This is a genomic window from Mesorhizobium sp. P2_F5, assembly GCF_056403715.1.
The window spans coordinates 188458-212057 of the sequence record NZ_JBFUEY010000002.1 but is presented as its reverse complement, the minus strand read 5'-3'; the positions used below and the strand labels follow the sequence as shown (position 1 = coordinate 212057).

The following is a 23600-nucleotide window of genomic DNA, read 5'->3' as shown; positions in this document are numbered from 1 at the left end:
GTGCCTTGGTCGACTATTCCGTTGAGGATATTGCAAGACTTGTTTGACCGGTCAGGCGTGTGGCGATAGCTGCATCTCGCGAGAAAAACGATGCCTCAAGGCGCCTGACTGCGCGTGTGATGTCTGACCGAAGTTGTGGTTCATGACGCGCTTTCCCTTCTTTGGCGTCTGCTTCTTGGCGGTCGCCTGGCTCTCCTTCACCTTGCCTGCGGTGGCCGAACCGCTGGTGGGTATTCCATCTGTCGTCGACGGCGACACGATCGAAATTCATGGGCAGCGCATTCGCTTCAATGGCATAGACGCGCCGGAGAGTGCCCAGATTTGCGTCGGTGCCTCTGGCAAGAAATACCGTTGCGGGCAGCAGGCATCGCTCGCCTTGGCGGATTTTCTTCAGGCGCATCGCCCAACGTCGTGCATAAGTCGACCGCGATCTCTACAGGCGCATGGTCGCTGTCTGCACTGCCGCAGGCATCGATATCGGCGAATGGATGGTCAAGCAGGGCTATGCGCTTGATTGGCCGAGATATAGCGCTGGCTTCTACGTTCGGGCCGAGCAGGGAGCCAGGACCGCAAAGCGCGGCATGTGGGCCGGCTCATTCGACAAGCCGTGGAATTGGCGCAGGGAACACTAACACCTTCGGCGTTTTCTCCTGCGGTCTCGATAGGAGCCTGTTCAGTTTCGCGGCAGCTTGTGAATCTCCAATCTTACCGGCCCGCCTCTGTCACAGTTGGTGCAGAAAAGCGCCCTCTCGACGGAGCTGAACAGCGCACCTTTGCCATATCGCCGGATCAGCCCGGCTGGCTTCACCTCGGCATGATGTGAGCATTTTGTGCACCAGGCCCGCAATTTGTGCCATTCGCGCAGATCTCCAAGTGAAACGTCCAGACCCGCATGAATGCTACCGTTGATGATCGTCTGCGGCGGGACCTTCACCTCACCTGGCGTGATGATCTTTTCCATGACGTGGCGACTGTTGTAGTGGATCAGCAGCATGCCGGGCCGGCGTCGAATGGCGGCCTGCCAGGCCGCCTGGCTGACCATCGCGTCGGGAGATCGGCAAATGGTTTCGAGATGCGTTTTCTCCTCTCGATCCCAAACCTCGATCCGGAAATTGTCCTCCGCCGTCTTCGCCATTTAGAGGCGCGCCTTGTGCCAGCCGCGAGAATAGCCATTCGAGACCGCGGCCCGCAACAAGGCCAGTTCCCGTTCAAGGTCGATGTTCCGGGCAAGGACATTCAGCAACGCAACCATGGCGTCGCCGCCGGCCGCGGTGATGGCCTCATGAGCAACCTTTTCCAATCCGGACATAGCTTCGCCGGACGGCCCGTTCTGGCGCTTTCCCATGGCCCTTTCCTGCTCATATGGCATTCAGGAATAAGGAACATATTCCTGTCTCGTCAAGGGCACTCTTGACAGTTTGTTCTCTTTTCGTTCACTGTGGCTAAAACAGCCCACAGGAGACAGACATGGACCTGCTATTGTCAGTTCCGGGCGCGTCGCCGGAGGAAATTTCACGCGGCATCGCTGCGGCGCAGCAGGCATTGGAACGCGCCGGCTTCACCGCGGAACAGGCAGCAGACGCGGCGTTCGCAGTCGAAGGCTGGGACATGAATGGTGCCCCGGAAGATGGATTGGACGATTGGGATTGCGGCGCCGCAGACGCTTGGGGACAAGCCAACCGCGCGGCGCTGGAAGCCTGTTGCGCCGGCTGGCCCGACGACCGCAAGCCGACCGCGGTCAGCCTGGAGCTGCTGATCAATCCCGAAACCCAGCTTGCCGATCGTCCCACGGCGTTGGCCATGCTGCGCGAACGTGTTGAGGACGACAAACAGGGTGGGTTCGACGGGTCGGATGGCATATTGGCATGGAGAGTTGCAGCCGATCTCGAGAACAAGCCCGAAATGCGCGATCTCGTTACCGGCATTACGGTGGCGTTCACAGCCCTGAAGCTTGCGCACTTTTATCCCGATGAGCCGATCGAACCGAAGCGCCATGCTGTGCACGACGCGATCAATGCGCTTGAGGCGGCGACGGAGAAGCCGACATCGCACTGACGCCCAGGAGAGATGATGTCCGACCATGTCCTACCTGGCCAGAAGAAGCCAAAGCTGATTGTCGTCGTCGCATTTGATCGTGGCGACGAGGGCGATCTGTTTACCGCCTACGGCCCGACAGATCAGCAAAGCGAGGACCGCGCAGTTCGTACAGCCAAGGCGCTGGCTTCCAGATATGTCGGCGTCATCGCATGGAGCCGCGATGCCGATCCAGCGCTTGGTGACTACGGCCCGCCTACAACGCTTTTCGTCAGCGGTGACGTACCCGACATGGAATAGTCGTCGGGCTCGATGCCGTGTTAGGAGCTTTCGGGGCGCACCGTCTCAACCGCGAGCGATCCCGCCGGCAGCGGCCGTAAAAGCTCAGCCTCGGACTTCGTCAGGTTGATCCAGGCGGCCCAATTCTCCGGCTGAAGCACCACGACCTGCCGATTGTGATACGGCGCGACATCCGGGCCGGGATCGGTCGTCAGCATGGTGAAGGTCGGCGGCTTGTTGCCGACGGCTTCGCGCCAAAGCCCTGCGATGGCCATGAACGAGGATCCGTTAAGCGTGAAGCGATGTTTCGCCTTGGGATACTTCGTGCCTGTGAACTCGAAGAACCCGGACGCCGGAACGAGACAGCGATTGCTGTTTGCGAATTGCCGGCCTTCGGAGCGGAAGTTGAAAACCGGTCCGCCCTTCGGTCCCGCCGGCGGAAATCCGAACGTCATCGATGCCAGTTCGATGGCGTCACCGGCGGCGCGCATTATTGGCGCCGGGTCGTTGATGCGGACATCATCCGCCTGAGGCAAATCGAGTTCGGTTTGGTGGGTGGGGACTTTTAGCGCCAGCGACGCCATCATCCGGCAATATTCAGCCCACACTACATGCTGTTCATAATCGTTGCACATGAGAGGCTCCGGACCTGGACAATCCGGGGCACGATGAAAAGCGGACCGCCGCTCAACTGAACGAATCCCGTTCAACCAGGATATCTGCCTCCATTGCCGCCTCAACAAAGGCCTTGCGAGCATGACGGGCTTCTTTCAGCCCTTCTAGAACGCCAAGGCAGGCTTTCCGGGCGGCGACATGTTTCTTGCCGGTCATCACCGGCCACCGGTTCAACAGGATATCCGCAGCCTGGGCTACGCGCTCAACGGTGTAGACTGTGTTCCTCGATCTGCCGAGCGCTACGCGCACCGGGGTTTCAAACCTTTGATCCTGCATGCATGCCTCCCCAGATCGAACGGGAGTCAATTTGCGATGGGGCGATGGGTTCCGTTTCGTCGACGACTTCCATTGCAACGGTATGCCGAGGGATAACCACTGCGTGTTGAAGGCAGCCAAAACTCGACTGGCAAAATCGCGCTCCCGGCGATCGGGCCTGGTGGTTTTGGGCGTCCACCTCGACCATCATGCAGTCTGCGGACCGCCGTGGCGGGGACAGTCGGTCCCGCGTCCCGGCCTTTGGCCGTCGCTATGCTGACATGGGGTAATTGCGGGCGATGCTAGATTCTTCGCCGTCAATGATTCTCATGGAGGCCACCATGGACCAATTTGTTGGGTTAGACGTCTCGCAGGAGATGACCCACCTTTGCGTTATCGGCAGCGACGGTAAGCTTGTCTGGCAAGGAAAGTGCCTATCGACGCCAGAAGACATAGCCGGAAACATCAGATCCAAAGCACCCGATGTTCTGCGCATTGGGCTCGAAAGCGGTCCCCTGTCCACCTGGCACTGGCACGCGTTGAAGGCGATGGGGCTACCGGTGCTATGTCTTGATTCCCGCCATGCGCAGGCGACCATGAGTGGCCAGGTAAACAAGACCGACAAGAATGATGCATATGGATTGGCCCAGATCGTCAAGACGGGCTGGTATCGGGAGGTCGGGGTAAAGAGTCTCGACAGCCACGCGGTTCGCTCGATGCTTGGAGCACGAGCTCAACTCGTCGGAATGCGGGTAGAGGTCACCAACCAGATCAGGGGCATTCTCAAAACTTTTGGCGTCGTTCTGTCAAGACGAACGGGCGAGCCGTTCGAACGGCTCGTGGATGAGGCGTGCGACAATAGCGACCCCATGCTCAATCAAACCGTGCGGTCGATGCTGTGCGTCCACTCCTGCCTGAAGGAGCAGATTCGGCAGCTTGACCGCCAACTGATGAGTCGTGCTCGAGGGAGTGCTGTGTGCCGGCAGCTTATGGCCATTCCTGGCGTGGGCGTCCTCACGGCCCTTGCGTTCGTGACAGCGGTCGATGATCCGTCCAAGTTTGCGAAATCCAGCAGCGTTGGCGCGTACTTCGGCCTGACACCGCGATGTTATCAGTCGGGTGAAATCGATCGCAACAGGGGCATCTCAAAATGCGGAGACGGTCTTGTCCGTACCTATTTATTTGAGGCCGCCGGCACGCTCCTGACGAGGGTCGAGAAGTGGTCGGCGCTCAAAGCCTGGGGCCTGCGGATCGCCAAGCGGAGCGGCTTGAAAAAGGCAAAGATCGCCGTCGCACGAAAGCTAGCAGTAGTCATGCACCGCATGTGGGTGGATGGCGTATCCTTCCGATGGTCGGCCGCTGAAGCGGAGGCAGTCGCATGAAGATGGAGGTGAACCCGAAGAAATCCGTCGCTCGACGGTAATCTTGTCCCTTGCCGGGACGAGCAGCGGCAAACCCGCCAGGAGCTATGCAGCCCTTCCATCGGAGCGGACTGCGTTGCTGACATTGGGAGCCGCGGCGTCCGATGCCATGCTGTGGCGAGCACTGTTCGACCACGAAGAGAACGCTGAAACCGGCAGGAGGCAGGTCATTCGTCCAAGGGCCAGTAGAAACTTTTATCTGGCGGTCGACGTGTTGCTAGAACGATCCGCCAATGAAGGGCGTGAACGGTTATTTAGGTCTGTGGACACGTCAGCACCGTAGGCTGACCGCCGAGGAGCTGCGTGAAGGTCACCCTGCACGTCCCGGATATGGAAAGGCTAGAAAGCGGTTGACCCTGGGCTCGCAATTAGAGAACGCTCCTACGGCTGTCCCGTTCACCGCCACGGCGGAGGCGAATTTCCTCCATCCCGCGCGCGATGCTTGCCCGACATTGCGGGCGCACGCGGGATTGCGGTTTATACGCCCTCTTCTCCTGCGAGCGCCCGGCTGCCGCCGAACGCAGGTTCATTCATCAGGGCTTGTCCCGAATGTTAGAAGTGGTGGTCACTTCAGGGTGGGACGCTGAAGTGGCGCGACGCACGGTGCATTGCCACTGGTAGAATGTGCAATGCATGAGCCTATCCTTCAGACGCCTCTGTGACCGTCCAGTCTGCCAGATAGTAGCTTGTGCTGCGCCCGCCGCTATCCTGTTTACTCAGAACGCCAGACGTCACAAGCTGATTGATATCACGCAAGGCCGTATCAGGAGAGCACTTCTCTATTTTTGCCCATTTAGACGACGTCAGCTTTCCCTCGAAGCCATCAAGCAGCCTGTTGAGCATATCGCGCTGGCGGTCGTTGATTGGCAGCGCTTCATGCCGCTTCCAGAAATCAGCCTTGCGGAAGACGCTCTGCAGCGTTTCTTCTGCTCCATCAATGGCGAGGTCGAGGCACTGCAAAAACCATTGCAGCCAGGGCGTAACATCGAGGTCCGGGGCTTTCTGGGTTTTCTCGAGGATCTCGTAGTACTGATTTCTCTCAAGACGGATTTGCGCCGACATGCTGTAAAAGCGCTGCGCGCTATCTTCGGAGCGCGCCAACGCCATATCAGCAATCGCACGCGCGATACGGCCATTGCCATCATCGAACGGGTGGATCGTCACAAACCAAAGATGGGCAAGGCCGGCTTTGAGGACGGGATCGATGTCGCCCTTGGCATTGAACCAGTCGAGAAATGCCTTCATCTCTCGCTCGAGCCTATCGGCTTGAGGCGCCTCATAGTGAACACGCTCGCGACCATAGCCGCCAGAGACCACTTGCACCGGCCCCGACTTTTTGTCTCGCCATGCACCGACAATGATCCTGCTCATGCCGCTGCGCCCGGTGGGAAAGAGCGCCGCGTGCCACCCGAACAGGCGCTCATCCGTCAGTGGGTCTTTGTATTTCTGGGTAGCATCGAGCATCATTTCAACAACGCCATCGACATTGCGGTCGGCAGGCAAAAGCGCGCCAGCCTCCATGCCAAGGCGCCGTGCGATTGACGAGCGGACTTGCTCCTTGTCAAGAATCTCGCCTTCGATCTCACTGGATTTCAGAACGTCTTCTGTGAGCGTCCTCAGGATCGCCTCTTGTCGCAGGGTGAAGCCAAGGGCTTGCATCTGACCAAACAGTCTGCCCTGCCGATGCCGGACGGCGGCAAGCTGACTGGTTAGCTTTTCAGAGTGCCATATGAATTTTGGCCATTCTTTCAGCTGGTGGACGTATTTTGCCATAATCTCCGCATCTCCTGCGGAGATTATGCGCCATATTCGCCGCACGCGCAAACGGTAATCTCCGCATCATGTGCGGAGATTACCGCAGGTATTCTCCGCATGGAAGCAGATCCGACAGCTGGGCGCATCCAAAGCCCGTCGCAGTTTTTCGTATTCTCGCTGCCTTTAGCGTACTGGATTCGCGGGCTTGAATCCGAAACAGCCCCCATCTGGGTTTTGTTGTTATAGTTGGCCTGTTCTGACATTCTGACGTCTCACCATGCGGGATTCGGCATATATCGGTCCGTCTTGAGGGGCAGCTGAAAGGCCTAGCTGCGCATATGAAGCCATTGATCGTGATCTGCTCGCAGGATGCGGAATTCTATATGCTCCTCAGCCACATCCTGGTGGTCGACGGTTTCACCGGCGCACTGGCCGGCTCCATCGATGACGTGCTGGCGCTTGCAGCTGAGACGCCGGTCCAGGCCGTTGTGCTGGACTGTCGACCGGACAATCAACTGGCGGCTGGAAGCGCAATACTGAAGCAGGATGCCCGCACAGCTGCCCTCCCCTGTGTCGCTCTGGTGTCGCCCGGCGCGGAAGCTCAACACATTCAGCTGTTGAGGTCTGGCGTTGATGAACGCTTTGTCCGGCCGTTTGCTCCCGCCAAGCTGCTCGAGTACCTGCGCGCCAGGCTGGCCCTCGGCCAAACATCAGGACAAGGGCCTCAGGGCAGCAAATCGCTGGCCTACAGCGATGTCGAAATGCAGATCGATAGCCATCGCGTTCGCTGCGCCGGCAAGGAGATCTCGCTCGGGCCAATCGAGTTCAAGTTGCTGCGCCACCTGCTGGAGTATCCGGAGAAGGTGCTCAGCCGCGATGAGCTGATTGCGGTGGCCTGGCCAAATAGCACCGGCGTAAGCGCGCGCATGGTCGATGTTCACATAAGCCAGTTGCGAAAATTACTCAGAAGGTCATCGCGCTGCGTTGCCATTCGCACGATCAGGCTGGTCGGCTACGCGCTCGAGGACAAGTCGGGCTAATCACTTCCACAGTCCAGACCAAGCAACGCCCGGCGTCTAACCCGCGGCCGCTTGGCCGGCCTTTGGTCCGATTTTTCAGGGTCTTGCATTTGTGACCGATGTGTAAGACGAAATAAATTTGCGTCATGTAGTCGTAATTATCACAATACAAAAGATTATTACTTTGTTTGTTGCTGTGCTCGGCGTAGCCTGCGAAAGTATTATCCTAGATACATAAGATGTTTCTAAAGTATTTAGGAGATGTTCATGTCTATGGTCGCAGGGTACGCTGAAGCCATCGGCCATCACGGGGAATTGGTCCAGGGCCTGTTTGAGGACGAGGGCGCACAGTTGCGGCGCGCGCTGGTCTCGCTGCCTTGCCGTCAGCTGAGATCCAAGGCCAGGTTTACCGCGAACGATAGCGATCACGTGACAGTCTGGCCCGTCTCGCGAGAGAAAGCTCGGCGCGCGGCGGAGTTGACTGTTAATGCATTCGGTCGGCCCGGAGCCGGTGGCGCTCTCGCCATCGATAGCAACATCCCCATTGGCCGGGGCATGGGCTCCTCCACCGCCGACGTTCTGGCAAGCATTCTGGCGGTCTTGAACTGGTTGGAGATCGATGCCGGCTCGGACGACGTCATGCAGCTCGCGGTCGGTGCGGAAACGGCTTGCGACTCCACTTTGTTCAGGCAGCAGGCGGTGCTGTTCGCCCACCGTGACGGCCTCGTCATGGAATCCTTCCGCAGGCCGCTGCCGCCGATCGATTTCATCAGCATTGACACAACCCCCGACGTCACAGTCGATACGCTGGAATTCGAGCCGGCGCGCTATGATCAGCTGGAGATCGAGACCTTTCGGCCGCTTCGCAGTCTGTTGCGAACAGCCATCAAGAATGCCGACGCCCGCATGCTGGGCAGGGTTGCGACGGCGAGCGCGCGGATCAACGAACGGTTTCTTCCAAAACCACGGCTGAGAGAGATCGAAACGATCGGCGACCGCTTTGGCGCCATTGGCACTCAGGTCGCTCACAGCGGCACGGTCGTCGGACTGATGTTCGATGCAAGAGACCAGAACGCGACCGCAAACATCGATCGCGCGGCTGGCGCTTTGAGACGCTCCGATTTCGAGCCGACGATCTTCCGCCATTGAAAATCTGGCACGCAGGAGAAGCCCATGTCGACCCGTGCGCTGATGCGAAAACTGGAAGATTTCGAAGGCCCGCGCCTTGTGCCGCTCAGCGAGAACTTCTTCGGCGCCAGCTTCTTCTTGATGAAGCTGTTGCCGGCCCGCTTCATGCTCGAGCGCGCCGCCCAACAGGGACTGCTGAAGCCAGGAGCGACAATTTGCGAATCCTCGTCAGGGACCTTTGGCCTTGCCCTGGCCATGCTGGCGGTTCAGCAGGCGTACCGGCTGATCCTCGTCAGCGACTGGGCGCTCGATCGCCATCTTCATCGACGTTTGATCGAGCTCGGCGCCGACGTTACCATCGTCGATAGTCCAGCTGCCTCAGGAGGCCTTCAGCAGGCTCGGCTCGACCGCCTGCAGATTCACCTGCGCGAGATTGCCGGCAGCTACTGGCCTTCGCAGTACTACAATCCCGATAATCCCCTCTCCTACGCCAAGGTCGCCGAACAATTGATAGACCGGCTCGGCAAGGTGGATTGCCTAATTGGTCCTGTCGGTTCGGGTGGCTCCGTGAGCGGGACATCTCGCTATTTGCGAACGTTGTTTCCCGACCTCTACGCGATCGGTGTCGACACACCAAACAGCGTCCTGTTCGGCCAGCCGAGCGGCAAGCTCAACCTGAGCGGCCTTGGTGGAAACATTCTCCCGGGAAATGTCGATCACAGCCAGTTCGATGAGGTTCACTGGCTAACCCCGGCCGAGGCATTCCATGCCACGCATGATCTTCATCGCCAGCACGGTCTTTTCATGGGTCCGACCAGTGGTGCTGCCTACCGGGTCGCGCAATGGTGGTCTGAGGCCAATCCCGGAAAGACAGTCGTCGCGCTGTTTCCCGACGAGGGGCACCGATATGTCGAAACGGTCTACGATCAGGAATGGCTCAAGGCAATTGCAGGCTGGGGCGAACCACCACCACCCGCAGGTCCCATGACGGTCAGCACACCGAAGGCGCCGATGTCGAGATGGTCGCGGTTCTTCTGGGAGCGCAGAACGCTCGATGATGTGCTGGCCCATGCCAGCAATGGGACTGGTGTTGGAGCCGGCAGCTAGAGGGGTCCGGACTGGAAAAGACGCGCGCGATCGCGGCGCTCCTGCAACGACGTTTGGTCTGACGTCGATAACGGGGCTTCGGCCCGACGACCCGCGATCAGTTCGAGGGCGGGTAATCGGTCAGGCTGTCGAGGAGAGTGGCCAATGCTTCAGCATCCAAGGACGCTCTGTCATTGCCGGCCCCCTTTGCCGATCTACGCGATGCTTTTCACCATGCAATGCGCGCGCAGCATGTACATCGTGCTGGTCTCCTGGTTTGCGCTACAGATCAGCGGTGACGTCGCTTCGGTCGGCAAGGTCCTGATCTGCTGGCAATTGCTGGCCTTGACCGTTGGGCCCTTCATCGGACCGCTGATAGATCGCTCCCGCCGGGGGCTGATGTTCGCAATGGGAGAGATGATCCATGCTGCCGGTGTCGGGCTCTTGGCGTTGATCGCCTGGTGCTATTCGCCAGAGCGCACGCCGATCTCGGTCCTTTACGCCACGGCCAGCTTAGTCTCCGTCGGCTCGCTGCTGTCTTATCCCAGCAGCCAGGCCTTGCTGCAGCTAGCCGGTGCGCGTTTGCTGGCACGAACCGTTTCGCGGGGCATTCTTTCCAGCCAGGTTGGAAACATTGTCGGTGCCGCGGTAGGCGGTCTTTGCCTTGCGGTTGCAAGCTTGGCCAGCGGTCTGACGGTGTGCGCGGCCTTTTCCTTCCTGGCTGCCGCCTTCGCTGGCCTTGTCAGACATGAAGACCGCGCCTCCCCGATCTATCGCAGTCATCACCTGCAGGACCTGATCGGCGGTCTTCTTGAGACTGTGCGAAATCCTCGCCTCAGGATCGCCGGTTGCGCCCTCTTGCTGGCCTACGCCTCGGCGCACGCATCCAATGCACTTCTGGCCGGTTTCGCGCACTACGATCTGAAGCTGTCATCCGAATCCTACGGCTGGCTCGCGGCGATGTATTCGGGTGGCGGCTTGATCGGCAGCGTCACCTTGGCGTGGCTTTCCGGTTTCGCAAAAGAAAGGATCATCATTGCCGCCGGAACTATCCTTCTCGCTGCGGCCACTGCTGGCTTTTCGAGCTCTCAAACCATGGCTGAGGCCGTGCTGTGGCAAGGCCTCATTGGCCTGTCCTTCATGATGGTCCGGGCCGGAAGCGATGTGACGATACTGAAGACCGTATCAAGCCGAATGGTCGGCCGGGTTCGCAGCAACATCGACGCTGCCATCGGACTGGTCGCTGTCTTCATCTACCTTATTCCGACGTTCGCCTCGGGTGTTCCTGTCCGAGACATCTTCCTCGGTCTTGCCAGCGCGTTTGCCTGCGGGAGCGTTGGCATCTTTTGGATGCAAAGGCGCTCGGCAGCGGCTGAGCACGCACGGTGTCGCGATGATCATGCCGATCCGGACCGCCCCTCCACTGGCCGGCTCGTTGAGGGAAGGCCGGATCGATGACGACGCGATCGGAAGCCGGCAGGGTTGGGGATGCTTCGGCATCTTCAAAGACGGCCCAACCAGATCAGGTCGAGTTGCGCCGAGTGACAGCCTCAGCACGCGCGGCCATCAAGATGCTGGTGCTCGATCCAGACCAGGAGCAGTTCGCCGGCTCGGTGGATGCGGTCTTCGATGGGCTGCAAAACAGTCTGCATCCCGACCTGGAACATGCTTTCGCGATTGTCGTTTCCAAAATGACGGTAGGCTTCTTCATCCTGCGCGAGAAGCAGGCCATGCCCGATTGGGCGCCTCGCGGTGTAGTCACGCTGCACAGCTTCCGGATTTCCCGCGCCTGCCAGGGCAAAGGCTATGGCAAGGCGGGCGCGGGTTTGGCCATTTCCTGGGTGCGGCAGAACCGTCCCGACGTCAGGCAGCTGATGCTTGCGGTCAACGCCCGCAATGTGCTCGCGAAATCGGTCTATCTGAGAGTTGGTTTCGTCGACACCGGGGAGGTCTTTCAGGGGCCCGTTGGTGACCAGCATATCCTGAATGTCGAGGTTCCGGGCTACGGCGGCTGACGAAGGGTACGGCACTCATGTTTCCAGCGCTCCCTCAAAGTGGCCCATGCTACGCAGCTTGGCCAGCAGGATTACGGCCGTACCATGATAATCAGCACGCGCTTGCTCACTCAGCGGCGCCGCTGACCACGCCGCTAGGTCTGCTACCAGAAGGTCGGTGTCCGCGTTTACCGACGCGCATCGAAGCTGTCCGTTCTTCTCCATCACGACGATAGCCGTGGTGGCTTTGCCGTATCCAATCGCCGCCATTCGCTGAATGTGCATATCGCCGTCGACGCGAATATCGAACAAAACCGATCCTGCGGTTTTCTCTGCGGCGTCAGCCACCCGATCGTAAAATGGCCGATGCATGCCGTCACCATTGCCCAACGTCTGCTCGAACAACGCCAGTTCAACATGCTCCGCAACCATAATGGTGAGAGTGGTCTCTCTGGCGGGATCGGCAATAGGCACGTGCTGATTATCCACACGCCATCCGCCCATGGCGGCCGTTTCACACAGGAATCCCCAGTAACCCCACCGTGCTTCGCCCAGCCATGCCCTCGCGATCGCGCTCGCACGAAAGCAAACAATCCATCGAGCTTGCGGACAGCCGCTAGGTCAGCACCAGTTTGAGCTTCATGAGGCTAATTTGTGCCAGTCGGCGCGCAGAGTTCTAATGCGTCTCTCGGCCCACTTCGACCAAGAAACCAAACTCATCAAGTCGAGCAGCAGATCGTCAACCACGTTGGCGACCCTTGTCGACCGGTCGCTAAATTGAGCGGGGGTGCACGCGCCTCCGAGGGGAATGTTCTGCTCGAAGAAGAAAACGTCGTACTTGCGTTTCAGCTGTTGTCTTCGACTGGCGCATTGGGGCCATTCTTCTTTATAGAGTCGATTGCATTCTGAGCGCTGGCTTTGCTTGAATAGCCCTCCGTCGAGAATATCACTTCGCTGTTGTATTTGAACCGAACGCGGTATTCACTAGCCTTGTCCTTGTAAATCTCGAACTTGTGCGCCATGGGTGCTCCCTCCAATGAATGGTCGATACTTTGCAGGAATCGGACTGGCCTTCAAGGTCAGGTTCGCCTTATGCACGGCTCGTTGTTGCGGGTTCCACCACGCCTGACTTTGGAGGTCGTCCGGGCTTGCAAATGGCGCGAGTTACCTGCCGTCGCCCGACGCTCATTGCAAGTTCTCGGCGACGGTGAACGCGGCCTTAGAATGTGCTAATGTGAGCGCAGCGCCGGGGCTCTGTGCGAGGGATGGTCATGCGCATTGCGATGGTGGGGTCCGGTGGCATCGGCGGCTTGATCGGCGCGCGCCTGGCAGAAGCTGGTGCGGATGTCAGCTTCATCGCACGCGGCGCCCATCTTCAGGCGATGCGCGAGAGAGGCCTTACCATCGCGAGCCCTCAGGGCGATGTTGTCCTTTCGAAAGTGATGGCGAGCGAAAGCGCAGCCGAGATCGGTCCCGTCGACGTCGTCATTTTCGCAGTCAAGACCTATGACAGCGAGAAGGCGGCTCAGTCTCTCGAGCCACTCATGAAGCGAAGCACGCGCGTTGTGACGCTGCAGAACGGTGTCGACAGTGTCGAGACGCTTGGCCGCTATGTTTCTCCGGATCAAGTCATCGGTGGGGCAACCTACCTCTCGGCCTTTGTTGCCAGGCCCGGCGAGATCGTTCATGCGGGCGGCATGCCGCAGGTTCTCGTCGGGGGGTATCACGATCCTCTCATTAGGGCATTCGAAGAGGTTGGCGCGAGAGCAAAAGGCATCGGCATTCGCTCGATCGAAGACATTGACAACGTTCTATGGGAAAAGTTCGTAACGCTCTCCGCCTTTTCGGGTGGAACGGCCCTCATGAGGTCGGGGATAGGCCCAATTCTCGCGGATTCCGAAGCGCGATTTTTTATTGAGCAGCTGCGTGACGAGGGAATGTCGGTGGCAGCTGCGGCCGGCCATCCGATGCCCGAGGACTTCATCGATCGTGCGCGCGAGCGGTGGACAGTGCTCCCTCCCGAGACGAAATCCTCCATGGCCAACGACCTAGATCGCGGAAAGCCGATTGAGGTCGCATGGCTCTCCGGTCGCATGCACGAACTAGGGACGAAACTCGGCGTCACAACGCCGGGACATTCGGCCGTGTACCGCGCACTACACCTGCACGCGCGCGGGTCCGGCATGTCGCGCGCGCCCCTATAAGGAGTCGGTCAGCCTCGCGCTCATCTCGGCCGTGGCAAACAGCCCCGCTGCATCCCAGAAGCACACATCGTCGATGCCCGTGCGCGAGGTCGAGGCCGCGTCAGTTAGAGACTTCAAATCCCACCTGGTTGAGTGTCTGCTCACGCGGTCCATACCTGCGGCACTCGACACCGTTCAAGCTGCAGCTCTGCCAGGACATTCGAAGCGGCGTCAGACCGGTTTTGGACTAACTTCGATCCCAGTTGCCTCTATCGCCGATCGAACGGTGTTCTCCAGTTCGAAGACGGCCTTCTCAAGGGACTTCATTGACGGTTGTTTTCTTCGCCGGCCACTCGGATCGCTCAAATTGTAATCGTATCGGATTCGGACGTAGTCGCCCCTCAAGGCGCTCGACCGCACCAAGAGTTCCGCATCCTTGGAAAGGTGCATGCCGATCGCTTTGCTGTCATTCAGCATGGCAGCGAAATCGTGATTGTAGCGGCGGAGCTCTTCCGGCTCCGTGCCATGCAGCCTGAGGAAACTGCGAAGATAATTTTCGAGCGCCTGGAAGTAGAGGAGCCGCCGCGGGTGATCAGAGAACCGCGAATGGCGGTCGTGAAGTGAGTTGAGCATATCGCCGGCAGCGCGATAGGATTCCGCCAAAAGATAAATCCCGTATGGAGTTAACCCTGCCCCGTGAACTATGGGCTTCGACATCTGGAATACCGATCGTTCAGCAAAGAGTTTCGCACGCCACACCGTCGCCATCGCGATCCAGCTTGCCGCCCCAGGAGCAGTTGCTGCGATACCATTGGGCTTCGTCGCACGAACCGATTTGCGAGCAGGTTCGCCGCGGCTGGCACGAAATAGCTTTGAGCCACCTGCCGGCGACTGATGATGCCGAGTGGCTGGCTTGCCACCGGCGGCGTATTTTCGGTGTGCTGAGCGCGCCAATTCCAGGGCGTCTGAAACGTTCCGGCCCACAAGCCGAGCTTCGCCGCCTTAGCCTTCGCTTGTTGACTTTCATAGGCGCCGTGGCTGTAGCGAGGCCAATCCAGCGCCTGGCCGTGCTCGACCATCCAGGCTGCAACGCTGGCGCCATCCGCGCGACGGCAATCGCCGACAAAGCGGTCGTAACGATCCCATGTGACGAACCTGCATTGCACCGGCCGCGAGGTGGCCAGGAAGGTGTCCAAAGCGTCGGCGGCGCGCCGCCCACACGGATACTCGAAACCCTTCGCGTCGTCGCAGTACTGCCGGCTTTCGGGCGCATCGATGCCGTTGAAGCGGATGCGCTGCCCGCGGATCTCGATCGTGTCGCCGTCGATGACTGAGGCAACGCCGGCGATCGGCGCCGGTGTCGGCCCGATCCAGTTGGACAGGTTGAAATCGGGGACGCGATCTCTGTGCTGCATGGCGAATTGCGTCACGAAGGCTAGCATCGCTGCCAGCATCACGAAGACCAGCCGCTTCGGAATGCCCGCCGGTCGGCGCATACGCCGCAGCTTGGCGCCAATCAGTTTGCGCCATTGATCAGACCGATTGTCGTAACGGGATCTGTCCAAGCTCCCGCCCCCTCAGAAGCCAAACAAGCGTGCGAGGAGGCCAAGGAGCAATATGCCAGCGACCACTTCGAACGCCCCGACAATCAGCCGAACCAAAAGACTTCGAGGTCTGGGTGTCTCGACGGCATCCGCTTCCAACGCCGACCCAGAACCTTTGCCCCTGATCCTTTTCGTGTAACTGAGACCGGTGCCGGGAATCCCGCCGCTGATGTGGCTGCCGGCCGTCCCCGATGTTAGTCCAAAACCTTTGACACCGGCCCGAACGCTCACGCTTTTCCTGCCAACATTCAGCCTGAGGCCAGGGGCTATCTTGAAGCTGCGACGAAATCGGAAGCTCATCACGGTGCCCCGCCTGGACGGCTTTCAGCCGAACGCCCGCCGCACCGCGAACCGTCGGCCGCCATGCTGCCGTCCGTCGGGCAATTGCCACCCGATGGGGCCGCGGCGGCATTGGCCACTCCCCGATAGCGCTGGACAACACCAGCAACGCGCAGGCCATCGCTCTCTATGTGGGTGTTTTGGCTATTTGGGTTGAACGGATCGACCGTCTGCAAAAGCATGTTTGCATGGTACGCATCTCCGGCCGCGAGCGTCACCGTATCGTAGTGGTTCAAGTAGTCGGCTGCGCAGCCCGAGAAGAGCAATGCGGACAACACGCACGAAAATTCGCGCACGCGCATGAATGAATTCCCCCAAACCCCAGCAGGATCATGCGCTATTTGTCCTTTGCTGTCGAATCCAGAAAGGTTCCACGTTCCGTGAAGGTGCCATTGTCGTCATTGCCGTGTCGTCTACAGTTGATAGATCGGCGATGCTGGCTCTGGGGAGGGAATACATGCGTGTCGCGCTCGTCTTTGGTTCCGTTCTTTCATTGATCCTGTCATCGGCCCCTGCACTGGCCTGGTGGGACGGCGGCCACATGCAGATCGCTGCCGTGGCCTACTCCAAACTGACCCCTCAGGCGAAGGCCAAAGCCGATGCCCTGATTAAGCTGAATCCCGACTATCAGAGCTGGATTGCCGGCGTGCCGGATGACAAGAAGGCGCAATATGCCTTCGTTCACGCAGCTGTCTGGGCGGACGACATCAAAGACCCTGCCCACGGCTACACCAAGGACGACGACACGCCGACGGGGCAGAACATCGGCTATGCCGACAAGAACATGCATCGTTATTGGCATTTCAAGGACATCAGGTTTTCAACCGACGGGACGCCATTCTCGGACGCCGATCCGATCAACGCCGTCTCGCAAATGAAACTGTTCATAGCAGCGCTGCCGGCAACGTCTGCCGCAACCGATGACATCCGTTCCTACGACATGGTTTGGTTGCTGCATCTCGTCGGCGACATTCACCAGCCGTTGCACGCGACGGAGCGAATATCTGCAATTAACACCGATGGCGATCGCGGCGGCAACGAGGTCAACGTGACGCCGGCGACCAGTGAAATTGTCGATCTGCATGCCTATTGGGACCGGATGTTCGGAGGATACGTTTCGGTGCCCGGCGCCATCTTCGATGCCGCCGACAAGGCCGGCATCTCGAAGCTCCAGGTCGACAGCGCAAAGGCCAAGGTGCTGGATCCAGATGCCTGGACCCAAGAGAGCTTCGTGCTCGGCAAGAAGTTCGCCTATGCCGAACCTGTCTTGAGCGAAAACACCGTGGCCGTACTGACCCGCATATACGAAACCGATGCGCGAAACTTGGCCAGAAGCCAGGCAGCGCTTGCAGCTGCCAGACTGGCCAACGTTCTGAACGACGCCTTCAAGTAGGGCCGCGGACCGTCATGGTCAGTGAGGCTGCCTGAGCGCAGCAAGGTGCGCTGTCTTTGATGCCGCCCGTTCCTGTCTGGTGCAACTGAAGCCGTTTCTGGCTCACGCTGCCCGCTCCGCAGTTGCTCAACTTGCGATCGATCATAGTGAGGCGGCTCGGGGGCTGATCCTATCTCGTGCGGAAACCATTGCGGCTCTCACGGAACTGGGCTATAGCTGACGATAGGTATACCAGGTATACTTAAATCAGGAGCAGGCAGTGCCTTTTATCACCGAACAGCTGGCCGACTTTGTAGGTGCCCTACGCTACGAGGACCTTGCGGATGTCGTCACTGAAAAGACCGAGCGGGCCATTCTCGATACGCTCGCAGCACTCATCGGTGGCGTGCCAACCGACAATGCCAGGCTCTCGCGCATAGCCGCGCGCGCCTGTTTTGGACCCGGCTCGGCACACGCCTGGTTCACCGAAGCCCGGTTGCATCCCCTAGGCGCATTGTTCGCCAATTGCGCGGCTGCAAGTTCCCTCGATGTCGACGACGGCCATTGTCTCGCGGCAGGTCATCCAGGTGCTGCCATCATTCCCGCCGTCCTGATGGAAGCGGCAAATCTTGGCCGTGACGGCCATGATGTGCTGGCCGCTACCGCGATCGGCTATGACGTTGCGTTGCGCATCGCCGCGGCCCGGCGCTTCTCCGACACGATGAGCTTTGCCAGTGGCCAATGGACCGGCTTCGGCGTGGCGGCCGCTATCGGGTGGCTACGCGGGATGCGCGCCGATCAGCTCGCCCATGCAATCGCCATAGCGGGTGCCGATGCACCGCAAAACCTGCCGCAAGGCGATTGCCGGGCCAGTTCTGTCAAGGGTAGCAGCCCCTGGTCGACGGTGGCGGCGCGGTTCGCTGTCGAGCGGGCCGGCTGCGGCATGAGCGGTTCGATCGACATGCTGGACCGCGTTCATGCCTACGATGTCCAGGCGATCACCGCCGAACTCGGAAGCCGCTGGTTGATCAGCGAGACCTATCTCAAGCCCTATGCATCCTGCCGCTACACACATCCCGTCATCGATGCCGTGCTGGCTCTGGTTACCGACCTTGGCCAAGATGAACCGATTGGCCGAATTGTGGTCGACATTTTCCCTGAAGCGCGAAAACTGCCCAACGAGTGCACGCCGAAGTCGCTCGAAGGCGGGCAGTTTTCTGTACCATTTGCTGCCGCACTTGCAGCGCTGCGAGGAGCGGAGGCGTTCCGGCCATTGCGTCCTCACTCGCTTTCAGACCCGGAGGTCGTGGACCTCGCGGGGAGAGTGGAAATCCGCTACCCCGACGAATTTGCCGGCATATTCCCGCAACGCACGCCGGCCCGCGTGACCATGGCTGTTGGCGCGCGCGAGATCGCCGTGGATATACCCCGGCCGCTTGGCGACGCCGACAATCCAATGGGGCAATCCGCTGTCGAGGACAAACTCCACGACCTCGGGCGCGATACCCTCTCGCAAGCCGACATCGGGAACCTCATCCAGTCGGTGTCACTGCTAAGGCAGGGCGATATCGCGCCGCTGCTCGCCTGCCTGTCGGCACGGCCAGCTGCTGTCAGCCGAATTGGATCGGCAGGCTAGAGGCTGTCTGTCGCGCTGGCAGGCACGTGCGTGCCGAACGCCTTCAGCGCTTCGGCAACGATGGCTTCAGGCGTCTGCGCGATGTCGAGGATAATCGGTTGCTCGTCGGGCGTCGGTGGTTCGAGAGCCTGAAGCTGGCTTTCGAGAAGAGAAATGGAAGCGAAGTGATTCTTGCGGGCTTGCAGACGAGCGGCGATAAGGCCGATCGGACCGTGCAGGAAGAGTATGCGTACGGCGCCAAGTCGCTGCCGGAACAGGTCGCGATAGCGCCACTTCAGCACCGAACAGGCGATGATCACCGGTCGACGTTGCGCCAGCGCAGCATCGCAGACAGCGTTCAGCCACGGCCAGCGGTCATCGTCGGTCAATCCGACGCCGTTGCGCATGCGCTCGACATTGGCTGGGCTGTGGAAGGTGTCGGCCTCCACGAACGACGCACCGAGCGCGCGAGCCAGGCGCCGTGCGATCTCGGTCTTGCCGGTGCCGGCTATGCCCATCACGACAAGAAACTCAGGAACGTGGTTGGCCGACAGCGCTTGGGCTGGCGTCGGCTCTTGCTCCCGCTCGTTCATGGATAGAGGCCCATCAAGCGAATTGGCCCCAGCGTCAGGACGGGGAAAAGCACCAACAGGAATATCGCGACGGTAAGGACCGTCATCGGCGCCAGCGAACCCCTTATCACGTCCTCGACACGCATGTTGGCCACCTGGGCAGCCGCGAACAGGCACACGCCCACCGGCGGCGTGACGAGGCCAAGGGTGAGCGTCAGCACGGTGACGACCAGAAAGTGGATGGGATCGATGCCGAGCGAGGCCACCGGCGGCATCAGCACCGGAATGAGGATGAACATAGCCGGAATGGCTTCCATGAAGATCCCGATGATCAGCAGGAAGACGAAGATGACCAGCAGGCCGGAGACAGGACCGGCGCTGACCGCATCGAGCAGCACCGCGACCTTGTCGGGCAGACCTTCGAAAGCGAAGATCCACGCGGCCAGCTGCGAGGTCGCGGCGATGAAGAGAATGGTACCGGACATGCGCGCCGTCGAGATCAGGATTTCGGGGACGGCGGAGAGCGGGATCGAGCGGTAGACCAGCAACGCCAGCACCATGACATAGACGACGGCGATCGCCGCCGCCTCCGTCGGCGTGAACAGACCGCTGGCGATGCCGGCCACCAGGATGACCGGTGTGAACATGGGCAGGATGGCGCGCAGACCGGTCACGATCGCAGTCCGGAGCACGAAAGGCGAAGGCGGATTGTAGCCATAGTGCACGGAGTAGAAGTGGTTGAACACCATGAAGGCAAAGGCGATGAACAGGCCAGGCACGAAGCCGGCGACCAGCAGCGTGCCGATCGACACATTGGCGATCGATCCGGCAATGACCACGAGGATCGACGGCGGGATGATCGACGACAAGGTCGCGGTGCAGAGCGTCATGCCGACGGCATAGCCCTTCGGGAAGCCGTGGCGTTCCATGGCCTTGATCTCGATGGCGCCGACAGAGGCGATATCGGCCACGGATGAGCCGGACACGCCGGAAAAGATCACCGAGGAAATGACGTTCACATGTCCCAGGCCGCCGGGCAGCCAGCCGACGATCGCCTCGGCGAAATCGAAGATGCGCTCGGCCACCTTGCCGCGCTCCATGACCGCGCCGACGAGGATGAACAGCGGCACGGCAACAAGAAGGAACGAGTTCATCGACGAGAACATGGTTTGCGTCAAAAGGTCGAACGGCATCGGCGTGAACAAGAGCAGCGTCACCACGCCGGCAAGTCCCAACGCCACCGCAAGCGGCACGCCGACCATGCTCATGGCGAAGAAGAAAATGAGAAGGAAAAGGCTCATGCTCATGACTGCTTCCTCGCTGTCATGCTGACATCGGCATGGGCCAGCTCGCCCGGCGGTAGGCCGGGTTCTGGCAATGCGATCAAATCGCGGCGGCTGCGCAACGATTCGATGATGGCCAGGATGGCGATAGCGGAGGACACGGGCATGACCAGGCCGATGACCCACATCGGCAAAGGCAAGGTGGCCGCGACCTCGTTCATCATCATCTGCTGACGCACCAGGGTGATTCCGGTCCAGCCGGTGACCAGAAAGAACGCGACCGAGGAGCCGACATAGATGGGCACCGCGATGTGGCGGAAGAGGTTTCGCGCCATCGCCATGAAGACGACGACGCGCGCCGATTCCACCGTGCGGAACCCCGCCGCGAGGCCGAGGAACACCATCCAGATGAACAGGAAGCGCACGGCTTCTTCGGTCCAGGGCAGAGGCTTGCCGAGCAGGCGCCCGCTCACCTGGATGAGCACGATGACCAGTATGCCGCCACAGGCGGTGCCCGCCGCGACATCGGCGACGAGCTCCACGACACGGCTGAACGACGGACGCTTAAGGTTCATCACACTGGTCCTTGTGAGCGGATGCGAGACGTGCCCCGCGACGAAGATCGGAATGTGGGCCCGCCCGATAGGGGCAGGGCCCTCGGCAGCAGGTGTGCCCACGCCCCCATCAGTTCTTGCGCACAAAGGCGATGGTGCGATCGAAGAAGGCCTGATCCTTGACGAGACCTGCGAATGTCGGCGCAAGCTTCGTGGCCACGGCGACGAAAGCCTGGCGTTGTTCCGGAGTCAGCTCGTTGACCTCCATGCCGTTCTGCTTGAGCGTATCGATCGACTTTGCGATGTCGGCCGCGTCGTTGTCGGCTTTCCAGGCTTCGGTTTCGATCGCGGCCTCCTGAAACGCCTGCTTGTGCGCCTCCGTCAGGCCTTCGAACCGCGCCGGATTGATGCCCACCACCCACGCGTCGGCGATATGGTTGCTGATCGTGAGATATTTCTGAACCTCGTAGAGCTTGGCGCTGACGGGCACGTTGACCGGGTTTTCCTGGCCGTCGACCACCTTGAGCTGGAGGGCGTTGTACACCTCGGCAAAGGCCATCGGCGTCGGAGCCGCTCCCATCGCTCCGAAGAACTCGACCCAGAGCGGGTTGTTCGGCACGCGCAACTTCAGGCCGGCGAGATCCTCGGGCTTGGTGATGGGGTGCTTCGAATTGGTGATCTGGCGCAGCGGCCGCGACCAAAGATCGAGACCCTTGATGCCGATCTTGTCCAGTTCGGCGACGAGTTCCTTGCCTGGTTCGCCGTCGAGATAGGCACGCAGCTGCGACACGTCGTCGAACAGATAAGGCAGCGCGATGGCTGTAAACTTCGGATTGAAGGTCGCATAGAGCGAGGTTGCGTTGAGCAACATGTCGAGCGAGCCGCCGGCAAGCTGCTTGACGCCCGCCGAGGGGTCGCCGCCATAGAGCGTGCCGTTGGGGAATACGCGTATCTCGATCTCGCCAGCGGTCTTCTGCTTGACCAGCTCGGCAAAGTGCTTGGCCGCCAGGGTGATCTCGGACGTATCGGCATCGGGCGTCGACAGGGTCAGGGTTTCGGCCCTGCTCGCGCCAACGGTCAGCAACAGCGCTCCCACGAGAGAGCCGATCAGTTTCATCTTCATAGGTTCTTCCTCCATTCAAAATTGTTTTCGCCCGCCCTCCAGCAAGCGAATTCGATCTATGCGTCCCCTGTCAGCGGGTTCATGCGCCGCAGCTCGACGATTGCCGCGCTGTGGTCGAGATCGCCGCCGCCATTATCGACGAGGCCGCGAAAAATGCGGTCGACCACCGTTGCGACCGGCAGTCTCAATCCGAGCGACGCGGCAAGCGCCAGCGCCGTGCCGGTGTCCTTGATCTGGTATTTTGCCGGCCCGCCGGGGGTAAAATCGGCCTCGATCATGCGCTGCCCGTGCAGCCGAAACACCGTCGAGTCGGCAAAGCCGCCAAGCAGAGCCTCACGCACCCGCGCAGGATCCGCACCACCCCTTTCGGCAAGCAGCAGCGCTTCTGCGACCGTGCAGATGTTGGAGGCGACAATCAGCTGGTTCGCGAGCTTCGCCAGGCTGCCTGCGCCTGCCGGGCCGACATGGGTGACGCGGCCGAGTGCAGCAAGGACAGGCTCCAGCGCATTGATGGTGCTTGCCTCTCCACCAGCCATGATGACCAGCGTGCCCTCACGAGCGCCCTTCTCGCCGCCCGAGACCGGGGCGTCGACATAGCGGATGCCCTTTTGCCCTGCCAGACCTGACTGCTTGCGCGCGGTCTCGACCGGGATGGAGCTCATCACCACAAGTGTGGAGCCCGAAGACATGGCGTCGGTCACAGCGTTTGCGCCGAACAGAACCTCGTCGCAGACCGGTCCTGAGCTCAGCATGCAGATCGCGATGTCAGCATCCCGTGCCGCCTGTGCCGCGTCAGCGGCAACGCCAACGCCGAAAGGCGCCAGTGCATCAGCCTTGTCGGAGCCGCGATTCCATGCCGTCACGGCAAACCCGGCTTGCGCCAGCCGGCGGGCCATGTGGCCGCCCATGATGCCGGTTCCGATGAAACCGATGCGTGTTTTGTTGTTGCTGGTCATTCCGACGCCTCCCAACGCTCGGATGCTTTGCTCAGGAATTCTTGAGGGCCGCGAGGCGGACGATCGTTTCCTCTATGTCGAGCGTCTTCATTGCCCACTGAAAGCGCCCGAGGTGCGGCGCTTGCAGATGCGTCTCGAATGCGGCGCGATCCTCGTAGACGTCATAGAACACCACCGTGTCCTCGGGCGTTCTCCGGGCATATGACATCGACCTGATGGCACTTGGCCTCATCGGCAACCGAATGGCGGGCATCGTCCAGGGCAGCGTCGAGAAACGCTGCCTTGACTTCAGGTTCGACGCGAAACTCGGGGATCACCACGAAGCGTGGCGCACTTTGTTCAGCCATGACATT

The 23600-nt window shown here is 60.3% G+C and carries 31 protein-coding genes and 1 pseudogene; 12 read left to right on the top strand and 20 right to left on the bottom strand.

The window, feature by feature from the left end; genetic code table 11:
- Positions 1-13: 13 nt before the first annotated feature.
- Complete coding sequence (locus AC1DYO_RS03290) at positions 14-400, bottom strand: hypothetical protein (RefSeq protein WP_477260256.1); 387 nt, start codon at positions 398-400, stop codon at positions 14-16.
- A gap of 43 nt (positions 401-443) precedes the next feature.
- Between AC1DYO_RS03290 and AC1DYO_RS03285 the strand changes: the two genes are divergently transcribed.
- On the top strand, positions 444-632 hold the full coding sequence (locus AC1DYO_RS03285; protein WP_477260254.1) for a thermonuclease family protein: 189 nt from the start codon (positions 444-446) through the stop codon (positions 630-632).
- Positions 633-673: 41 nt separating this feature from the next.
- Here the strand turns inward: AC1DYO_RS03285 and AC1DYO_RS03280 are convergent, their stop codons facing one another.
- Positions 674-1135 carry a hypothetical protein gene (locus AC1DYO_RS03280; RefSeq protein WP_477260252.1) on the bottom strand — a complete coding sequence of 154 codons (462 nt, stop codon included), beginning with the start codon at positions 1133-1135 and terminating at the stop codon, positions 674-676.
- Positions 1136-1345 carry a hypothetical protein gene (locus AC1DYO_RS03275; RefSeq protein WP_477260250.1) on the bottom strand — a complete coding sequence of 70 codons (210 nt, stop codon included), beginning with the start codon at positions 1343-1345 and terminating at the stop codon, positions 1136-1138.
- A gap of 122 nt (positions 1346-1467) precedes the next feature.
- Here AC1DYO_RS03275 and AC1DYO_RS03270 point away from each other — a divergent pair, with 122 nt between their 5' ends.
- Together AC1DYO_RS03270 and AC1DYO_RS03265 are read left to right on the top strand one after the other, a co-directional pair.
- Positions 1468-2055 (top strand): hypothetical protein, encoded by a 588-nt coding sequence (locus AC1DYO_RS03270; protein ID WP_477260248.1) that lies wholly within the window; start codon positions 1468-1470, stop codon positions 2053-2055.
- Between the two features lie 15 nt (positions 2056-2070).
- Positions 2071-2334, top strand: coding sequence for a hypothetical protein (locus tag AC1DYO_RS03265; RefSeq protein ID WP_477260246.1), 264 nt, complete (start codon positions 2071-2073; stop codon positions 2332-2334).
- 20 nt (positions 2335-2354) lie between these two features.
- On the opposite strand, the gene AC1DYO_RS03260 is transcribed toward AC1DYO_RS03265, so the two are convergent.
- Entirely contained in the window at positions 2355-2948 is a 594-nt protein-coding gene (locus AC1DYO_RS03260) for an SOS response-associated peptidase (protein WP_477260244.1), read from the bottom strand.
- Between the two features lie 52 nt (positions 2949-3000).
- A complete protein-coding gene (locus AC1DYO_RS03255; RefSeq protein ID WP_477260242.1) occupies positions 3001-3264 on the bottom strand; it encodes a DUF982 domain-containing protein in 264 nt (87 codons plus the stop codon).
- 320 nt (positions 3265-3584) lie between these two features.
- On the opposite strand from AC1DYO_RS03255, the gene AC1DYO_RS03250 reads away from it, so the two are divergent.
- Positions 3585-4625 (top strand): IS110 family RNA-guided transposase, encoded by a 1041-nt coding sequence (locus tag AC1DYO_RS03250; RefSeq protein WP_477260240.1) that lies wholly within the window; start codon positions 3585-3587, stop codon positions 4623-4625.
- A gap of 678 nt (positions 4626-5303) precedes the next feature.
- On the opposite strand, the gene AC1DYO_RS03245 is transcribed toward AC1DYO_RS03250, so the two are convergent.
- Positions 5304-6437, bottom strand: a complete 1134-nt coding sequence (locus AC1DYO_RS03245) for a Fic family protein (protein ID WP_477260238.1) — start codon at positions 6435-6437, stop codon at positions 5304-5306.
- Positions 6438-6757: 320 nt separating this feature from the next.
- On the opposite strand from AC1DYO_RS03245, the gene AC1DYO_RS03240 reads away from it, so the two are divergent.
- From AC1DYO_RS03240 to AC1DYO_RS03220, 5 genes are all read left to right on the top strand, one after another.
- The gene (locus tag AC1DYO_RS03240) at positions 6758-7459 is read left to right on the top strand and encodes a winged helix-turn-helix transcriptional regulator (RefSeq protein WP_477260236.1); all 702 of its coding nucleotides are present in this window, start codon (positions 6758-6760) and stop codon (positions 7457-7459) included.
- A 246-nt stretch (positions 7460-7705) separates the two neighbouring features.
- A complete protein-coding gene (locus AC1DYO_RS03235; RefSeq protein ID WP_477260234.1) occupies positions 7706-8587 on the top strand; it encodes a GHMP family kinase ATP-binding protein in 882 nt (293 codons plus the stop codon).
- 24 nt (positions 8588-8611) lie between these two features.
- The gene (locus AC1DYO_RS03230) at positions 8612-9673 is read left to right on the top strand and encodes a pyridoxal-phosphate dependent enzyme (protein ID WP_477260232.1); all 1062 of its coding nucleotides are present in this window, start codon (positions 8612-8614) and stop codon (positions 9671-9673) included.
- Between the two features lie 144 nt (positions 9674-9817).
- Positions 9818-11110: an MFS transporter gene (locus tag AC1DYO_RS03225; RefSeq protein WP_477260230.1), complete on the top strand. Its 1293-nt coding sequence runs from the start codon at positions 9818-9820 to the stop codon at positions 11108-11110.
- Positions 11107-11667 carry a GNAT family N-acetyltransferase gene (locus tag AC1DYO_RS03220; protein ID WP_477260229.1) on the top strand — a complete coding sequence of 187 codons (561 nt, stop codon included), beginning with the start codon at positions 11107-11109 and terminating at the stop codon, positions 11665-11667. The genes AC1DYO_RS03225 and AC1DYO_RS03220 overlap by 4 nt, the downstream gene beginning before the upstream one ends.
- Positions 11668-11682: 15 nt before the next feature.
- On the opposite strand, the gene AC1DYO_RS03215 is transcribed toward AC1DYO_RS03220, so the two are convergent.
- Both AC1DYO_RS03215 and AC1DYO_RS03210 read right to left on the bottom strand, forming a co-directional pair.
- Entirely contained in the window at positions 11683-12078 is a 396-nt protein-coding gene (locus AC1DYO_RS03215) for a hypothetical protein (RefSeq protein WP_477260536.1), read from the bottom strand.
- A gap of 413 nt (positions 12079-12491) precedes the next feature.
- On the bottom strand, positions 12492-12668 hold the full coding sequence (locus tag AC1DYO_RS03210) for a YegP family protein (protein ID WP_477260227.1): 177 nt from the start codon (positions 12666-12668) through the stop codon (positions 12492-12494).
- A gap of 249 nt (positions 12669-12917) precedes the next feature.
- Between AC1DYO_RS03210 and AC1DYO_RS03205 the strand changes: the two genes are divergently transcribed.
- Positions 12918-13850: a ketopantoate reductase family protein gene (locus AC1DYO_RS03205; RefSeq protein WP_477260225.1), complete on the top strand. Its 933-nt coding sequence runs from the start codon at positions 12918-12920 to the stop codon at positions 13848-13850.
- 210 nt (positions 13851-14060) lie between these two features.
- Here the strand turns inward: AC1DYO_RS03205 and AC1DYO_RS03200 are convergent, their stop codons facing one another.
- From AC1DYO_RS03200 to AC1DYO_RS03180, 5 genes and pseudogenes are all read right to left on the bottom strand, one after another.
- Positions 14061-14492, bottom strand: a complete 432-nt coding sequence (locus AC1DYO_RS03200; RefSeq protein WP_477260223.1) for a hypothetical protein — start codon at positions 14490-14492, stop codon at positions 14061-14063.
- Positions 14493-14562: 70 nt separating this feature from the next.
- Complete coding sequence (locus AC1DYO_RS03195) at positions 14563-14856, bottom strand: excalibur calcium-binding domain-containing protein (protein ID WP_477260534.1); 294 nt, start codon at positions 14854-14856, stop codon at positions 14563-14565.
- Positions 14819-15244: pseudogene (locus tag AC1DYO_RS03190) on the bottom strand (thermonuclease family protein); the annotation flags it as partial. The gene AC1DYO_RS03195 and the pseudogene AC1DYO_RS03190, both read right to left, overlap by 38 nt.
- Before the next feature lie 162 nt (positions 15245-15406).
- The gene (locus AC1DYO_RS03185; RefSeq protein ID WP_477260221.1) at positions 15407-15733 is read right to left on the bottom strand and encodes a DUF4236 domain-containing protein; all 327 of its coding nucleotides are present in this window, start codon (positions 15731-15733) and stop codon (positions 15407-15409) included.
- Positions 15733-16074 carry a hypothetical protein gene (locus AC1DYO_RS03180; protein WP_477260219.1) on the bottom strand — a complete coding sequence of 114 codons (342 nt, stop codon included), beginning with the start codon at positions 16072-16074 and terminating at the stop codon, positions 15733-15735. The genes AC1DYO_RS03185 and AC1DYO_RS03180 overlap by 1 nt, the downstream gene beginning before the upstream one ends.
- A 2-nt stretch (positions 16075-16076) precedes the next feature.
- Here AC1DYO_RS03180 and AC1DYO_RS03175 point away from each other — a divergent pair, with 2 nt between their 5' ends.
- Both AC1DYO_RS03175 and AC1DYO_RS03170 read left to right on the top strand, forming a co-directional pair.
- Entirely contained in the window at positions 16077-17165 is a 1089-nt protein-coding gene (locus AC1DYO_RS03175) for a S1/P1 nuclease (RefSeq protein WP_477260217.1), read from the top strand.
- 259 nt (positions 17166-17424) lie between these two features.
- Positions 17425-18780, top strand: coding sequence for an MmgE/PrpD family protein (locus tag AC1DYO_RS03170; RefSeq protein ID WP_477260215.1), 1356 nt, complete (start codon positions 17425-17427; stop codon positions 18778-18780).
- Here AC1DYO_RS03170 and AC1DYO_RS03165 read toward each other — a convergent pair.
- From AC1DYO_RS03165 to AC1DYO_RS03135, 7 genes are all read right to left on the bottom strand, one after another.
- Positions 18777-19352 (bottom strand): gluconokinase, encoded by a 576-nt coding sequence (locus AC1DYO_RS03165; RefSeq protein ID WP_477260213.1) that lies wholly within the window; start codon positions 19350-19352, stop codon positions 18777-18779. The genes AC1DYO_RS03170 and AC1DYO_RS03165 overlap by 4 nt on opposite strands.
- A complete protein-coding gene (locus AC1DYO_RS03160; protein WP_477260532.1) occupies positions 19349-20632 on the bottom strand; it encodes a TRAP transporter large permease in 1284 nt (427 codons plus the stop codon). The genes AC1DYO_RS03165 and AC1DYO_RS03160 overlap by 4 nt, the downstream gene beginning before the upstream one ends.
- 2 nt (positions 20633-20634) lie before the next feature.
- Positions 20635-21189, bottom strand: a complete 555-nt coding sequence (locus AC1DYO_RS03155) for a TRAP transporter small permease (protein WP_477260530.1) — start codon at positions 21187-21189, stop codon at positions 20635-20637.
- A gap of 109 nt (positions 21190-21298) precedes the next feature.
- Positions 21299-22291, bottom strand: a complete 993-nt coding sequence (locus AC1DYO_RS03150) for a DctP family TRAP transporter solute-binding subunit (protein ID WP_477260211.1) — start codon at positions 22289-22291, stop codon at positions 21299-21301.
- A gap of 56 nt (positions 22292-22347) precedes the next feature.
- On the bottom strand, positions 22348-23247 hold the full coding sequence (locus tag AC1DYO_RS03145) for an NAD(P)-dependent oxidoreductase (RefSeq protein ID WP_477260209.1): 900 nt from the start codon (positions 23245-23247) through the stop codon (positions 22348-22350).
- A gap of 31 nt (positions 23248-23278) precedes the next feature.
- Positions 23279-23419, bottom strand: coding sequence for a hypothetical protein (locus tag AC1DYO_RS03140; RefSeq protein WP_477260207.1), 141 nt, complete (start codon positions 23417-23419; stop codon positions 23279-23281).
- Positions 23409-23594, bottom strand: coding sequence for a hypothetical protein (locus AC1DYO_RS03135; protein WP_477260205.1), 186 nt, complete (start codon positions 23592-23594; stop codon positions 23409-23411). The genes AC1DYO_RS03140 and AC1DYO_RS03135 overlap by 11 nt, the downstream gene beginning before the upstream one ends.
- Positions 23595-23600: the final 6 nt, after the last annotated feature.